The following is a 13,907-nucleotide window of genomic DNA, read 5'->3' as shown; positions in this document are numbered from 1 at the left end:
TATATGTGTAATCAAAAAAAATACAATCATCAATTACTCATTATGGCTGTGGTGCTTTTAGCACAGTTAAATCTAGCATGTAAGCAAAAAAGTAACAGTATTGATAATGATCAACAGTCAGATACACCAGTAGTTGAACGGTACGACATTGAGCGCGTGGAACCACCAAACTGGTGGGTGGGTTTTAAAAGTACGAAGTTGCAATTATTGGTCAAGCATCCGGGTATTTCAAGTTATAATCCCGAGATTTCTTATCCTGGTGTTTCTATAAAAGAGGTACACCAGGCTGATAGTCCTAATTATTTGTTTATCGATTTAGAACTGGATGAAACTACCAAAGCAGGTACGTTTAATCTGGTGTTTAAAAAGGACACTAAAGAGTCCCTATTATATTCGTATGAGTTAAAAGCAAGAACTAAAGACGCTGATAGTTATATGGGTTTCGATAGTAGCGATGCCATTTATTTAATCACCCCCGATCGATTTGCTAATGGCAATTCGGAAAATGATGTCGTAGAAGGGTTATTGGAACAAGATTTAGATAGAGCACATGATTATAAGCGACATGGTGGCGATATTAAGGGTATTGCAAATCATTTGGATTATATTAATGATTTGGGTTTTACCGCGATTTGGCCTTGTCCGCTTTTAACGAATGATATGCCCAATAGTTCCTATCATGGTTATGCCATTACAGATTATTACGCCATCGATCCGCGATTTGGTAGCTTAGATGATTATCTTAAATTATCTACCCAAATGTCTGAAAAAGGCATGAAGCTTGTTATGGATCAGGTCGTTAATCATTGTGGCTCTAAGCACTGGTGGATGCAGGATTTACCCTTTAAAGACTGGCTTAACCAGCAGGAGGCTTACGAAAACCATAATACGCTTGAAGTTTCTTCTCACAGACGCACGGCTAATCAGGATTTATATGCTTCAAACATAGATAAAGCTGCCTTAACCGAAGGCTGGTTTGTTCCAGCTATGCCCGATTTAAACCAGAAGAATCCTTTTATGGCAAACTATCTTATTCAAAATAGTATATGGTGGATTGAAACAGCCCATTTGGGAGGGATTCGTCAGGATACCTATCCTTATCCGGACAAGGCGTTTTTAAGTCGTTGGGCTAAAGCTATAATGACTGAATATCCAAACTTTTCAATCGTTGGCGAAGAATGGTCTATAAATCCTTTGCTTATAGCGTACTGGCAGGCGGGTCACGAAAATAAGGATGGTTATCAATCGTATTTACCATCATCTATGGATTTCGCTATGCAAGAAACCATTGTTAATGGTCTGAATGAAATGGAATCAACCTGGTCTGGCTTGTTTAAATTGTATGAAGGACTGGCTAATGATTTTGCTTATAAATCGCCTAAGGATATTTTAATCTTTCCGGATAATCACGATATGAGTCGCATTTTCACCAGGTTAAATGGCCATGTGATACATACAAAAATGGCTTTAAGTTATATACTGGTATTGCCCAGAATTCCTCAGATCTATTATGGTACAGAAATTCTCATGAACGATTTTGAGAAGCCCGGCGATCATGGTTTAATCCGAACTGATTTTCCAGGTGGATGGGCAGGTGATGCTATTAACGCTTTTACTGGAACAGGATTAAGTAAAGAGCAGCTTGAGATGCAGGCGTTTTTAAAGGCAGTACTACAATATCGTAAGACTAGCAAGGCCATACATGAAGGAGAAACGGTCCATTTTGCTCCTGAAAATGGAATCTATGTGTTGTTTCGAATTTATAAAGATGAGGTCTTGGCTCATATTATGAATAGAAATGAAAGTGAAGTATCTTTAAATTTAAAACGATTTGAAGAGCTTGGTTTGGAGGGTAAACAGTTTCGTAATATCTTAACCAATAAAACCTTTATTTGGGGGGATAGTATAATTTTAAATGAAAGTGGAAGTATCCTTTTAACTACCAAACAATAAAGAACTTATTCAAATAAATATAGATAATGAAACATATAATAAGTCTAGCTTTCCTTGCAATTATCACTTTATATGCATGTAAAGAACAAAAAAAGACGGAATCAATCCAGCAGGAACAGCCCTTTGCCATTGCACCCGTATCAACTGAGACTATTGAAAGAGCTGTGATCTATGAGGCTAATATTCGTCAGTATTCACCTGAAGGCACTTTTGATGCCTTTACAAAAGACATACCTGTTTTAAAGGAACTGGGGGTTAAAATTATCTGGGTTATGCCTATTAATCCTATATCTGAAATTAAACGCAAAGCTACAGGCGATAAGTTTACTTCAGATATTGAAGATGATGCTTTAAGAAGTAAGTATTTAGGGAGTTATTATTCGGTATCCGATTATAAGGCTATAAACCCTGAATTTGGAACCTTGGAAGACTTTAAACAATTGGTTGCTACGGCACATGAACATGGTATTTATGTGATTGTGGATTGGGTGCCTAATCATACGGGCTGGGACCATCCCTGGATAACAGAACATCCAGAATGGTATACTCAGAATAGTAATGGAACTATTATAGATCCCCTAGATGATAAAACCGGAGAACCCTATGGTTGGAATGATGTGGCCGACTTAAATTATGATAATTTGGACATGCGTAAAGCAATGATTTCAGATTTAAAGTATTGGATTACCGAAGCCGATATTGATGGATACCGCATGGATGTGGCACATCAGGTACCTGTAGATTTTTTTGAAACGGCTACCGCAGAATTAAAAGAAATTAAGCCCGTATTTATGTTGGCAGAAGCAGAGCAGCCGGATCTGTTAAAACGGGCCTTTGATATGCATTATGGTTGGGAGGTACATCATATATTTAATAAGCTGGCCGAAGGAAGCGCCAAAGTTTCCGATTTTCAAAATTATATGCAAAAGGTAGATACCATTTTAGAACCTGACGATATAGTGATGCACTTTATTACTAATCACGATGAAAACTCCTGGAATGGGACATTAAAAGAGCGTATGCCTGAGAATAAGGCACTATTTACTGCGCTTACCTATACCATGCCTGGTATGCCATTAATTTACTCGGGGCAGGAGTATGACCTGGAGCATGCGTTAAAGTTTTTTGAAAAGGATAGCATTCCAAAAACTAAGGGAGACTATTTCTCCCTGCTCGAGCAATTAGGTAAGTTAAAGCAAAATAACGAAGCTCTTGCTGCAGGCCTTAATGGTGGCGCTTATCTACCTCTGGGTCTAAATGAAAGTCTCATTGCGTTTTCGAGAAGAAAAGGTAACAATGAAGTCGTATTTGTGGGGAATATATCTCAGGAAAGTCAAGAAGTACAGATGCCATTAGAAGGAAAGTTTCAAGATTATTTTACTAGTGAGTTTGTAGATTTAGGGGGTCATGTGATAATATTGCAACCAAATGATTTTAGAATACTTGTTAAAAAGTAAAAAGGGTTGATTTTTTCATTATAAACAAAGGCTTTATTATAATTACAATAAAGCCTTTGTTGTTTTTAGGAGGGATTGTCGTTTGTTTTTAAATAAGTTTTAAAAGGAACTACCCACCGAAATATACCAAGCAAAGTCATCATTGCTCCATGCGGTATCTATACCAACACGAAGTCCGAATATTTTATTAAGGGCATAGCGTGCACCTACACCATAGTTATATATGGTTTTTTCGTCATTAAAATCTTCAATTTCTTTTAAGGCCTTCGCAGCTCCTGCAAACCCTAGAACAGACCAGTTTTTATAAAAGGCCCAGCGCCATTGGGTTTCAGTAAGAAAAACCATGTTCCCCTGATAGCGCATCGCAGGGACCCCTCGTAATTCTATATAGGGCTTGGAATAAAACGGCGTATTATTACCAGTAAACTGGCCATCAGCTCGCAAACCCCCATAGACAGAACTTGCTACCTGAAAGTAATATTTACAAGAAGCTTCTAGCATCGAGAAGTTTTGGTCACCACCAAAAAATGTCGCATTATAATCATAATATAAGGCCACATCCACGCCTCGATTAGGAGATAAGGTGTTGTCTCGGCTATCATAAGACACCACAACGCCCAGCATACCTAATTTGGAGGTGTTTTGCACCTTGCTTAATAAGGAGTCTAATTTAGGATGATTAGTTACTAAATCGAGTTTGTTTTTAGTCTTGGCAAAAGTATATTTGGTACCCACAAAGAGATTGGTTTCTTTTATCCGGAATAACACTTTATGCGATGTTCCCCACAGATTCATATTCACATCAAAAGAAAAGGTTCTGGATAATATTTCTTCATAAAAAGCCATATTAACTTTCGAATTAAAAATATATCCTAAATAGCGAATATGGTCATTATTTAAAGTCTGAGAGTGTCCCATACCGTATAGCCAGGATTTATTCAAACTCATGCCTCCAAAAACGCCTGTAATAGTCGCGGGGGTATTCTTTCTAAAACTACGTTTATTGGAATGTACATAACCAATCCCAAGTCCACCACCAAAGCCTCCAAGTGCAGGTTCGGTTACGATTATAGGAACCGGTACGACTCCTTTTTGCCGATCGGCCATTTGTAGTGAATCCGATTCGTAATAATATTGACTTACAGCGGCGTGTAGTTTTTCTATGGGAGCTGTTTTATCCTGTGCCAGAAGCAGTTCTGTTGTGCCTAAAAATAAAACAAGTAAAAGTTGATATGCTATTCGGTTTTTTGGCAATGGTACGTTAGGTGTTGAAATCATACATTAATTTCTTAATTAGGCTTCGTTCTTATAGAACTAAGATAAAGATTATTTAATTACTATATGGTTACTTTTGGGGTTTAATATTAAATCTATTTCGCTGTGATATAGTTGGTTATTTGTGTTTTTTTTCCCTGTTTTTATATAGCCATTCCATAACAAAACACGCTCCAACAATACTTAAGGCTATAACAACACCAATAATATTGGTTTTAATTTGTTGATTAAGAAGAATGACAAGAGCTATTAAGCACAAAATAAACCCTAATAAAGGGATGGTTTTGTTAGCACCAATATCTTTAGATAATTTAAATCCTACAAAATTGACAATACTGAAAATAAGCAGAAAACCAACACTTCCTGCCGTAGAAATGCTTTCCAGTTCCAACAGGTTTACCAGTATAAAAGTAGCTATGGCCGTAATCAATAAACCGATGGGTTGATTCCATAGTTGGGCCATAAAATGATGCGGGAGTTCATCGTCTTCTGCTATTTCAAAGTTTACACGACTTCCTCCGTATAACGATGCGTTAATGGCCGAAAAGGTGGATATTAAAGCGGCTATAGTAATGATGCCAAAACCCAGTTTGCCTAGCATGGGTTTCGCGGCTTCTGCCAATACATAATCCTGGGCATTCGCTATGTTTTTAAAAGGTAAGGAGCCGATAGTAACTATAGCGATGAGCAGATAGAGTATAATCACAAAAATGACAGAACCGTAATAGGCTCTTGGAATATTTTTCTCAGGATTAATAATGTCGGGTGCTGCATTTGCTATTAATTCGAACCCTTCATAGGCTATAAAAATGACCATGCCCCCGGCGAATAATTTCATAGGTGCTTCCCAATGTACAAGACTCAGTTGTTCTAAATTAGGATTGCCAATTAAACCATAGGCCCCGATACCTACAAATGCTATTAAGATAATTAATTTTATAATAACTGCGTAGGATTCTATTTTACCTACTATGGCAATACTGTAATAATTAATGGCCGTTGCTAATACAATAATAGCACTTGCGTAAATATGAAAATCAATGGTTCCGTTATGAGTGAGCTTTAGTAAGTTTGGAGCATACGAACCAAATGCCGACGCATATAATGAGAGCATAATAATATAGCTAACCCATAAAAGGTTGTTAACGGCTCCACTAAAAACCGATTTGCCAAAACCTTGATTAATAAACTTTACAGTACCGCCTCTGTCTGCATAAGTCATAGATAGTTTTACATAGCTATAAGAGGTAATTAAAGCGACTATTCCAGAGAATAAAAAGGCCAAAGGAGTGCCGCCTTGAGCTAATGATACTGCCAGACCCAGAACGGCAAAAATACCACCACCAACCATACCACCAATACCAATAGAAATAGCATCTTTTAATCTGATTTTATTTGGTTGAGTCATGTAGATTTATTTGAAGACTACTTACAGGTAATAAGCGTGTTTATGTTTATCCTTACTAACTTACGAAAAAATAATGGGTTGGTTAAATGTTTGTGATAAAGTGTTTTACTTTCTTTTTCGCAGAGCCATCTCCTAATTAATCATACACAAATTTCCAGGATCCATCGGTTTGTCGTTTCCAAACCGTATGAAAAATGCCTTTACTTTCATTTTTATTTCCTAAGGAATCTACTGCTGTATAAGTGTAATCGCCATAAGTATACGCCATATCTCCAGAGTCGCTCACATCCACATAGTTTGGAGTCCAGGTGAGTGTGGTGTGCGGATTAGCACGATCTCGGTACCAGGTACAAATAGCCTTTTTTCCTTTTATTAGTGCTTCGCCTCTTAGTATCACAGCATCGGGAGCAGCAAAGTGCTCAAAAGCTTTAGCTATGCCCTCGCTTTGTACCATAGTATTAAACGACTTTTCAACTGTTAATATTTCCGATTGCCATTGCTGTATGGCCTGTTGTTTGTTGTTTGAAGTGCAGCTCATAATAAGAAAACTAAATAAGATTACTGGTGATTTCATATCATAACATATTAATAGCGAATTACTTTTGTTACTAATTTAGTAATTACAAAGCATAAAATAGCATGAACGTTTCGTCTTCTTTCGATATCTAAATAGCAACATGCAAAACGTAAGATTTTTATTTGTAAAAATCTTGTTCATCCACTTTAATGGTGGTTAGTTCAACCGTATGCCCATCGGGATCTTTTGTGTAAATAGAATGAAAGTAATAATGATCCTGAACGTTAAAATTCAACCCTAACTCACGATACCGCTTCTTGGCTTTCTCAAAATTGTCATGAGTTACATTAAAGGCAAAATGATCGATTTTTACATTTTTTGAAGCAGGGTCAAGTTTAGAATCGGTAGTGTTTGCGGGGAACAGTGCGATTCCAGACCTCCCTGAAAGTAAAAAGATGGGGAAATCGCCCCATTCAGGTAATTGGTACCGCTGTAAACCTAATACGTTTTCATACCATTTTGCCGAGACTTCCATATCTGCCACTCGAATGGCAACATGGTCTAAAAATTCAATGGCTATGTTAGTATCTGTTTTCGACATTTAATAAAAGATATGAAACGATTTTTTCTGGGGTGGTTTTATTGTTAAGCACCTAATTTAATAAAATTGTATGAAACTGTTGAATATTTGTAAAATTTCACAATGAGATCAAATACTTCGTAAAGTGTTGCAGATTAAAGGTGTATGTTGATAAGTTAGGCTGCTTTGCTTTATGGAAGCAGTAAATTGGTAAAATGGTTTTTATTCTTCCTTTTTACTAATTTTAGTAGAATGTATTAATGCTATTTTCCAGTTTCCGTTTACCTTTCTAAATACAGTGCTCTCTAACCAATGAAACTTTTTAATAGTACCCTCGTTGGTTTTGGTGGAATATAAATTATACACTACATAGGCAATATTATCAAAGATTTTTACATCTGAAATCGTGAAAGCATCCACACGTTTCGTTTTACTGTTTTTATGCTTTTTTAAATAGTCGATTTCCTGATTTAAATTCCAGATTTCTCCGTTTTCAATCAGGATATAATCATTGGTAAGGTAGCTGCGGTGTTTTTCTATATCATAACTTCCAAAGGCTTCATAGTCTTTTTTTAAAACCTCTATAATGGACAAAGAGTCTTTAGTGGTTTGCGCCATTGAAATTTGAAAACATGTTAAAAGAAGTATTAAAGTGGTTTTTATAAGCATTGGTTTGTTAGAGTTTAAGTGAATGTCATTATTCTTATTGTACCGCATGAGTCTAATTTCGACATTATTTTTTTAATGCGGTTACCTGAATTTCAATTTTCATTCTGGGATCGGCTAAACCAGCAGAAAACATGGTTGCAGCCGGTCTTATTTCTCCAAAATACTTTCTTAATACGGGCCAGCAATGCTCAAACTCCGAAGGGTCTGGTACAATATAAGTGACTCTCACCACATCCTGGAGTTTCGAATCGGCCTTATGTAATGTTGACACAATATTTTTTAAACACTGTTCGGTTTGAGAACCGATGTCTTCCGAAATGCTCATGTTTTCATAATCGAATCCGGTGGTTCCAGATACAAATACCCAGTTTCCATCAATAACGGCTCTCGAATAGGCCATGTCTTTTTCAAAAGAGGAGCCAGAACTTATTAATTGTCTTTCCATAATTCACTTTGTCGTTATCAACAACTTTTGATTTTATTTGATATTTCTTTCATTTTGTGTCTATTCCGTCAATTGCTCTGGTCACTCTTTCTGTGTTTTTTAAATCAAAAACAATTGAGGAGACATATTCACCGATTACCCCTGTGAAACTGTCTGTTCTTATTAGTCCTAAATCAAATAACTTGTCACTTTGGTCTGCAAACTGTTTCAATAAGCTACTTTTTTCTTTTTGGGTCACCGTTCAGTTTTTCGCTTGTGGGTAACGGTTTGTATAACTGTCAGTTATCGATTTAGGTTACTTTGTTTTTCGGTTTAGCCCTATCCTTGTTAATTCCGAGTGTATTCGAACGTAGTGGTATCTGCAGTAATTTAGGTTATACATCGTTATTTTTTTTAACTTTAGTTGTTAAGTAATGAAAGTATGAAAATTTTGATTAAATTTTTTGTGTTTTTTTGTCTTATTGTCTACATGGGATGTAGCAAAAATGCAATTGATAGTGAATCTGATTCTATGTCCAATAATTCAAGTAAAACATTTATTCCAGATGATGTTTTTGAAAGATTTTTAATTCAAATTGAGCTTGATGATGAAATGGATAATTATGTATTAACAGACAAGATAAATAATGTTACGGAATTGAGGATGGGTTATAGTGGTTTTTTGTCATCTGCGCCTGAAAGAGAAATTAAAGATTTTACGGGTATTGAGGGTTTTAAAAATTTGAAGGTTTTAAAAATTGGGTTTATAAATGAAATTTTAAAATTAGATTTAAGTCAAAATACAGATTTAGTAGAATTAGTTATCGAATCAAGTAATTTAAAAGAGTTAGATGTGAGTAAAAATATAAAACTAACAAGTTTAATTTGCCGAGACAATTTATTGACTAATTTGGATGTCACCAATAATACCAACTTGATTATATTGGATTGTGGGTACGTTGACTATTATGCGACGCCACCATATGGTGATAACAAAATTGGGACTTTAGATGTAAGTAATAATACCTTATTAGAAGTATTGGATTGTGAAAATAACGAGCTATCAACTTTAGATGTTAGTAATAACGTTTTTTTAAAATCTTTGAATTGTAGTTATAACTCATTGTCAAATATTGATGTAAATAATAACTCTTTGCTAGAGGGTTTTTATTGTTCCGATAACCTTCTTAACGATTTGAATGTTAGCAACAATACTTTAATAACATGGTTTAATTGTGAAAATAATAAGCTCACTACTCTAGACGTAACAAGTAATACTAAGTTGGAAAGACTTTTTTGTGGAGATAATAAAATAAGTAGTTTAGATGTAACTAAAAACTCAATGTTAACTAGTTTTGGTTGTTATCGAAATGAAATAACTACTATTGATGTGAGTAGGAATGTTGTTTTAGATTATTTTCAGGCATATAACGAATTTTTAACTTGTGTTCAAGTTAATCAAACACAGCTTGAAAATATACCAGAAAATTGGTATGTTGGAATACAAACAGATATTTACAAACTCAACTGCAATTAGATTAAAGGATTTAATTAACACTATGATTTTATTTATCGGAGGTTAGTGTAATGGATTATTTTTGCAGTAAGTTTAATTTGTGGGAATCAATTTTCGAATTAGAATCAGTCCTCACAAAATTTATTATACACCATGTTATGTGCAGTATTTTTATTTTATAAGATTCCAATTGATTTATTGAAGTCAGAATTTCCCAAAATCCATAACTTTTTCGAAAATCACAATTGTTCCATTTCCGCATAGGCTTTGTAGGCCAACTTTTTTAGGATCACTTTTGATTTATCCAATCAATTACAAAAGGCAAAAGATGTTGAGGGACAATATGACCTCCATCAAATGTTTTGTAGGTAACTTCATATCCATTGTTAATCAGAAGATCGCGTGCTGCTTCTGCGTATTTAAATGGTACGGCCGTATCTTTTTCACCTTGTATAATCAGAGTTCTTACACCCTTGCCGTCTTGAATATCATCTGTACCTAGCCAATCTTCATCAACTACAGATCCGAAGATGATCATACCGTTAATTTTGTCATGATGATGGATGCCGCTTAGGTAGGTGATAATGCCACCTTGTGACATGCCTGCAAAATAAACTTCCCCAATGTTGTAATGTGCTTTTAAATCTTCAATAACCTTATCCATCTGCTTTTCAGTGGTCACACGCATAGCAGATATTTCTAATTCGGACGCAGGTCTTTCTAGCATGATATAGGACGAAATATCATACAGAAACCATTCATAGCCTATAGTTCCGTCATTTCTTAAATAGCTGTATGGTGCTTCCGGTGTTGCAAAAATAAATCCAGCATCGGTAAATGGTTTACTAAAACTTTGAAAATATTCAGCTGTACTACTAAACCCATGAAGTCCTATTACTAGTGTATGGCTTTTTGTTGAATCGAAGCTATTTGGCAGTGTAACAATCGTAGGGCTAATAGCTTCTATTTTATTCCAAATAACAGTAGAGTAACTAGTAGTGTCGTTTTGTGCATAAACAAAGCTGTACACTGCATTTAAACATAATATGAGGGTGATCAATTTAAAGTGCACTACCATATTTTGCTTGTTAATTGCAGCCATTATTATTCGTTTATGTTTGCCATGGTGTTTGGTTATGGTTTCGTTATGATAAATCTGCAGGATTTGTCCGCCGTAAACCGAAGATAGCAAATTTGCGAGGACTTTCCTCGTGGAAAGTCAGAAACATTGGATTGTAGCCGGTGTTTTAAGTAGTTTTAGATTATTAAATTAATAATATTCAATGATTCGTTCAATCAAATATTTCGGTTTGTTTTTTTTGTCAAAATGGATACATGTTATCCAATTTCCTTTGTCATTATAGGTATATTCAAGAGTAATATTTCTTTTAATTTTATTTCTTTTTGTATTCTCAAAAATATACTGTACCAGTTCTCCATTAGAATTGTATATATAAGTGTTTTTCAGAACCTTTCCCTTATCAATATACTTAACACGTATACCTTTTGAATTATAAATAACTTGCTCCTCTCTCCAAAATTTGCCATTGGAAAAGTATTTTATTTCATGAAGTAATCCGTCTTTCAAGTATTTATGTTGTTCAGTTTCAGTCGATATGAATGGTTTACCTTTAGGATTAGGTGTTTTATCAATTTTTAAGATTTTAATAATCTTTTTTTCTGTGTTATACTCATATTTAATTGTACGTATTCTTGAACCATATAAATTCTTTTGTTCTATTAATTCATTTTGATCATTGTATAATCTGTATGTATAATTCTCTATGGGTGTTATCGCTTCAAATTGATTTACAACATTAGGGTTATCTTTTGATAAGTAGTAATTTTTATAAAATTCGTCAATTAAAGCAGTGTAAGAATAATAATTACCTTTTAAACTAAAATCCATTTTAGGTGCAGAAGCTTTTTTCCTTATGGTTTCTATATTGCCATGACTATCATAGGAATAATTAAAAGTGATACTGTCATTTCCACCATCTGGATAAAGAACCATTTTAATTTTCTGATTTACAGAATTATAATATGTTGTATCCTTTTGATGAGATTTTTCTTCTTTTATTAACTCCTCATTCTTGTTGAAAAAAAGCTTTGATGTAGGATATAGTATGGGATAACCTTCAAAAAGTATTTTAGGTTTACCTTTAACAATTTTATTGTTCTTTGTTTCTATCTTATAAAATCTATAATCCAAACTCTTAATTGAATCGGATTTGTTTACCACACTACCGAATTGAGCCTGTACTTCGAGGCTTGTGAACAAAAAATAAATGGTAAATATTATATTATAAATTTTCATAATATTTAGTTGATAAAACCATTCTAAAAATTTTGAAATCCATGGTTGTAATTCAGCATAAATGTTCAAATCATTAGGGCTAAAAAATATTCTTTGAGGGGGCAGTTTACACAAGTAATAGATTAGACTTTATTCGCTATATCTGTAAAATGACTTGTATTTTACTTTAGTTCTATTTTATCGATCATGAGCTGAAAATTTTCCTCAGTTTTGTTTCCGAACAAGAAACCTATTTCTTCAATGTAATCTTCTGAAAAGTTTGGTTTGTCTAGCTTTCTGCCTCTAAATGACGGGTACATGTCTTTTAGTGGGATTTGAATTTCTTGCCAATCTCCATTTGTTGAAAATATTATGATATAAGAAAAATAATCACCAGAATTGGACTTTATTCTGAGTTGATAGTTTTTACCGTCCCCCTTTATTCTGAGGGCTATTGTAGTGAAGTTCTTAATTAATTTTCTTTCTAATTTGTGCTTTACAGAACAGAACCCCCCATTGTTATCTAATGAGATAGCACCTTTAAATAGGCCATGACCTTTAGGACTTAAGCCAAAAGTACTTGAGGATTTCCCCCCCATAACAACATCATTGGTTATTACCCATTCTTTTACGTTTGATTTTTCATTAAAATCGAATATTATATTTGACGACATTGAAGTGAGCATAACTATTATAAGGAAAAATTTCATGAATCTATTTATTATAAGGCCTTTGAATAGCCCATTAGTTTCTAATGTAAATTAGTGATTTTTTTTGATTTAGACGGGCTTTAGTATTTCAGAGAGGATTTGGTTTTATTTAAATCCGCCGTAATGGCAATTAAACATTATTAGTCTTTAGTTATTTCTTTATTAATTAATTGAACAACTTTCTTGGTCAAACTTTTCATTCTTTTGTAATCATCAATAATCAATGAATTAGTAAACACTGAAACGACAAATCCATTCTTAAATACTTTATCATTTATCAGTCTATCTATTTCTTTCCTTGAAAGCTTTATTTTATTATCAAATTCTCCATTGTCAGCATAGAAAATAAAACTTTGGGCAAAGGGGTCTAAATCAACAGTTTTAAACCAAGGGTCATAGAAATAATGCTCCATATCGTTTCTTAGATGTTCTCGATTGGATATGATTTTTTTGTGAATTAAATCTAAGTTTAAAAGTCCATTTTTTATTGAATCGTTTGAAATTATTGTCAAGTTGCCTGAATTTAATAGTTCCAAAAATGTGTTATTATTTCTCTGAAACTCTTGCCAGATACCAACGTTGAACGTATGGAAATTAAATATTTGAATGTTTTCTAATGGCTTTCCTCTAAAGTGTTCAAGAGCAAATTTGGCAGAAGTGATCATACTTTCTCTTATTCCTATAAAGCGATTAAGTTCACTTTCTTCAAAAATCAAATCACTCTTTAGGTTTTTAAGGAACTGAATCTCTTTAGCTCTTTGTTTATTTAATTCGTTGGAATTATTGATTTGTAGTGCAATTAGAATACCAATTACAACAAGAATTATTTCTCCTATTGCGTAAATCAAATATTTACTGAACTTATTTTCAGAAAGTAGGTTTTGACGAATTTTCCTAAAGAATTTTATCATTTGTTATTGGTTGGATATAATGTTTGTTAAGGACATAGTTTGCACAAGTTAAAGATTAGACTATACATTAAATTACTTTCTAACCTTAATATTTGATTCTTTATTTCTTAATTCCCTTTTAAATTCAACCTTTTCTAAAACAATAATGAACTCCATTGATTTATGTCCATTTCTTTTTAATTGAGCATAAT

13 protein-coding genes are annotated in these 13,907 nt (G+C 33.9%); 3 read left to right on the top strand and 10 right to left on the bottom strand.

Annotated elements, in window-relative coordinates:
• Nucleotides 1-3: 3 nt before the first annotated feature.
• Complete coding sequence (locus H611_RS0101530) at nt 4-1,953, top strand: glycoside hydrolase family 13 protein (protein WP_245574749.1); 1,950 nt, start codon at nt 4-6, stop codon at nt 1,951-1,953.
• A 26-nt stretch (nt 1,954-1,979) separates the two neighbouring features.
• Nucleotides 1,980-3,410, top strand: a complete 1,431-nt coding sequence (locus H611_RS0101525) for an alpha-amylase family glycosyl hydrolase (RefSeq protein ID WP_027136686.1) — start codon at nt 1,980-1,982, stop codon at nt 3,408-3,410.
• 99 nt (nt 3,411-3,509) lie between these two features.
• Here H611_RS0101525 and H611_RS0101520 read toward each other — a convergent pair whose 3' ends face one another.
• The 6 genes from H611_RS0101520 to H611_RS0101495 all read right to left on the bottom strand — a co-directional run bounded on the left by H611_RS0101520 (nt 3,510) and on the right by H611_RS0101495 (nt 8,304).
• The gene (locus H611_RS0101520; protein WP_027136685.1) at nt 3,510-4,688 is read right to left on the bottom strand and encodes a BamA/TamA family outer membrane protein; all 1,179 of its coding nucleotides are present in this window, start codon (nt 4,686-4,688) and stop codon (nt 3,510-3,512) included.
• A 115-nt stretch (nt 4,689-4,803) separates the two neighbouring features.
• The gene (locus H611_RS0101515) at nt 4,804-6,093 is read right to left on the bottom strand and encodes an APC family permease (protein WP_027136684.1); all 1,290 of its coding nucleotides are present in this window, start codon (nt 6,091-6,093) and stop codon (nt 4,804-4,806) included.
• Between the two features lie 136 nt (nt 6,094-6,229).
• The gene (locus tag H611_RS0101510; protein WP_084158117.1) at nt 6,230-6,667 is read right to left on the bottom strand and encodes a YybH family protein; all 438 of its coding nucleotides are present in this window, start codon (nt 6,665-6,667) and stop codon (nt 6,230-6,232) included.
• Nucleotides 6,668-6,788: 121 nt separating this feature from the next.
• Nucleotides 6,789-7,211: a VOC family protein gene (locus H611_RS0101505; RefSeq protein ID WP_027136682.1), complete on the bottom strand. Its 423-nt coding sequence runs from the start codon at nt 7,209-7,211 to the stop codon at nt 6,789-6,791.
• Between the two features lie 201 nt (nt 7,212-7,412).
• Entirely contained in the window at nt 7,413-7,907 is a 495-nt protein-coding gene (locus H611_RS0101500) for a nuclear transport factor 2 family protein (RefSeq protein ID WP_084158116.1), read from the bottom strand.
• A 16-nt stretch (nt 7,908-7,923) separates the two neighbouring features.
• On the bottom strand, nt 7,924-8,304 hold the full coding sequence (locus H611_RS0101495; RefSeq protein ID WP_027136680.1) for a RidA family protein: 381 nt from the start codon (nt 8,302-8,304) through the stop codon (nt 7,924-7,926).
• A 421-nt stretch (nt 8,305-8,725) separates the two neighbouring features.
• Here H611_RS0101495 and H611_RS13775 point away from each other — a divergent pair, with 421 nt between their 5' ends.
• Nucleotides 8,726-9,820 carry a leucine-rich repeat domain-containing protein gene (locus H611_RS13775; protein WP_157515015.1) on the top strand — a complete coding sequence of 365 codons (1,095 nt, stop codon included), beginning with the start codon at nt 8,726-8,728 and terminating at the stop codon, nt 9,818-9,820.
• Between the two features lie 268 nt (nt 9,821-10,088).
• On the opposite strand, the gene H611_RS0101480 is transcribed toward H611_RS13775, so the two are convergent.
• The 4 genes from H611_RS0101480 to H611_RS0101465 all read right to left on the bottom strand — a co-directional run bounded on the left by H611_RS0101480 (nt 10,089) and on the right by H611_RS0101465 (nt 13,716).
• Entirely contained in the window at nt 10,089-10,991 is a 903-nt protein-coding gene (locus tag H611_RS0101480; protein WP_157515013.1) for an alpha/beta hydrolase, read from the bottom strand.
• Nucleotides 10,992-11,069: 78 nt separating this feature from the next.
• Nucleotides 11,070-12,116, bottom strand: a complete 1,047-nt coding sequence (locus H611_RS0101475; protein ID WP_157515012.1) for a hypothetical protein — start codon at nt 12,114-12,116, stop codon at nt 11,070-11,072.
• Between the two features lie 161 nt (nt 12,117-12,277).
• Nucleotides 12,278-12,805: a CIA30 family protein gene (locus H611_RS0101470; RefSeq protein ID WP_245574748.1), complete on the bottom strand. Its 528-nt coding sequence runs from the start codon at nt 12,803-12,805 to the stop codon at nt 12,278-12,280.
• 140 nt (nt 12,806-12,945) lie between these two features.
• Complete coding sequence (locus tag H611_RS0101465) at nt 12,946-13,716, bottom strand: DUF6090 family protein (RefSeq protein WP_027136674.1); 771 nt, start codon at nt 13,714-13,716, stop codon at nt 12,946-12,948.
• Nucleotides 13,717-13,907 lie beyond the last annotated feature (191 nt).

The organism is Gaetbulibacter saemankumensis DSM 17032 (assembly GCF_000425645.1).
GTDB classification, from domain to species: Bacteria; Bacteroidota; Bacteroidia; order Flavobacteriales; family Flavobacteriaceae; genus Gaetbulibacter; species Gaetbulibacter saemankumensis.
This window is presented reverse-complemented; position numbering and strand designations above follow the sequence as displayed.

What these genes read in the sequence shown, in the direction of transcription:
- H611_RS0101530 (WP_245574749.1), top strand. Translation starts at nt 4, where the DNA reads ATGTGTAATCAAAAAAAATACAATCATCAATTACTCATTATGGCTGTG.
- H611_RS0101525 (WP_027136686.1), top strand. Translation starts at nt 1,980, where the DNA reads ATGAAACATATAATAAGTCTAGCTTTCCTTGCAATTATCACTTTATAT.
- H611_RS0101520 (WP_027136685.1), bottom strand. Translation starts at nt 4,688, where the DNA reads ATGATTTCAACACCTAACGTACCATTGCCAAAAAACCGAATAGCATAT.
- H611_RS0101515 (WP_027136684.1), bottom strand. Translation starts at nt 6,093, where the DNA reads ATGACTCAACCAAATAAAATCAGATTAAAAGATGCTATTTCTATTGGT.
- H611_RS0101510 (WP_084158117.1), bottom strand. Translation starts at nt 6,667, where the DNA reads ATGAAATCACCAGTAATCTTATTTAGTTTTCTTATTATGAGCTGCACT.
- H611_RS0101505 (WP_027136682.1), bottom strand. Translation starts at nt 7,211, where the DNA reads ATGTCGAAAACAGATACTAACATAGCCATTGAATTTTTAGACCATGTT.
- H611_RS0101500 (WP_084158116.1), bottom strand. Translation starts at nt 7,907, where the DNA reads ATGCGGTACAATAAGAATAATGACATTCACTTAAACTCTAACAAACCA.
- H611_RS0101495 (WP_027136680.1), bottom strand. Translation starts at nt 8,304, where the DNA reads ATGGAAAGACAATTAATAAGTTCTGGCTCCTCTTTTGAAAAAGACATG.
- H611_RS13775 (WP_157515015.1), top strand. Translation starts at nt 8,726, where the DNA reads ATGAAAATTTTGATTAAATTTTTTGTGTTTTTTTGTCTTATTGTCTAC.
- H611_RS0101475 (WP_157515012.1), bottom strand. Translation starts at nt 12,116, where the DNA reads ATGAAAATTTATAATATAATATTTACCATTTATTTTTTGTTCACAAGC.
- H611_RS0101470 (WP_245574748.1), bottom strand. Translation starts at nt 12,805, where the DNA reads ATGAAATTTTTCCTTATAATAGTTATGCTCACTTCAATGTCGTCAAAT.
- H611_RS0101465 (WP_027136674.1), bottom strand. Translation starts at nt 13,716, where the DNA reads ATGATAAAATTCTTTAGGAAAATTCGTCAAAACCTACTTTCTGAAAAT.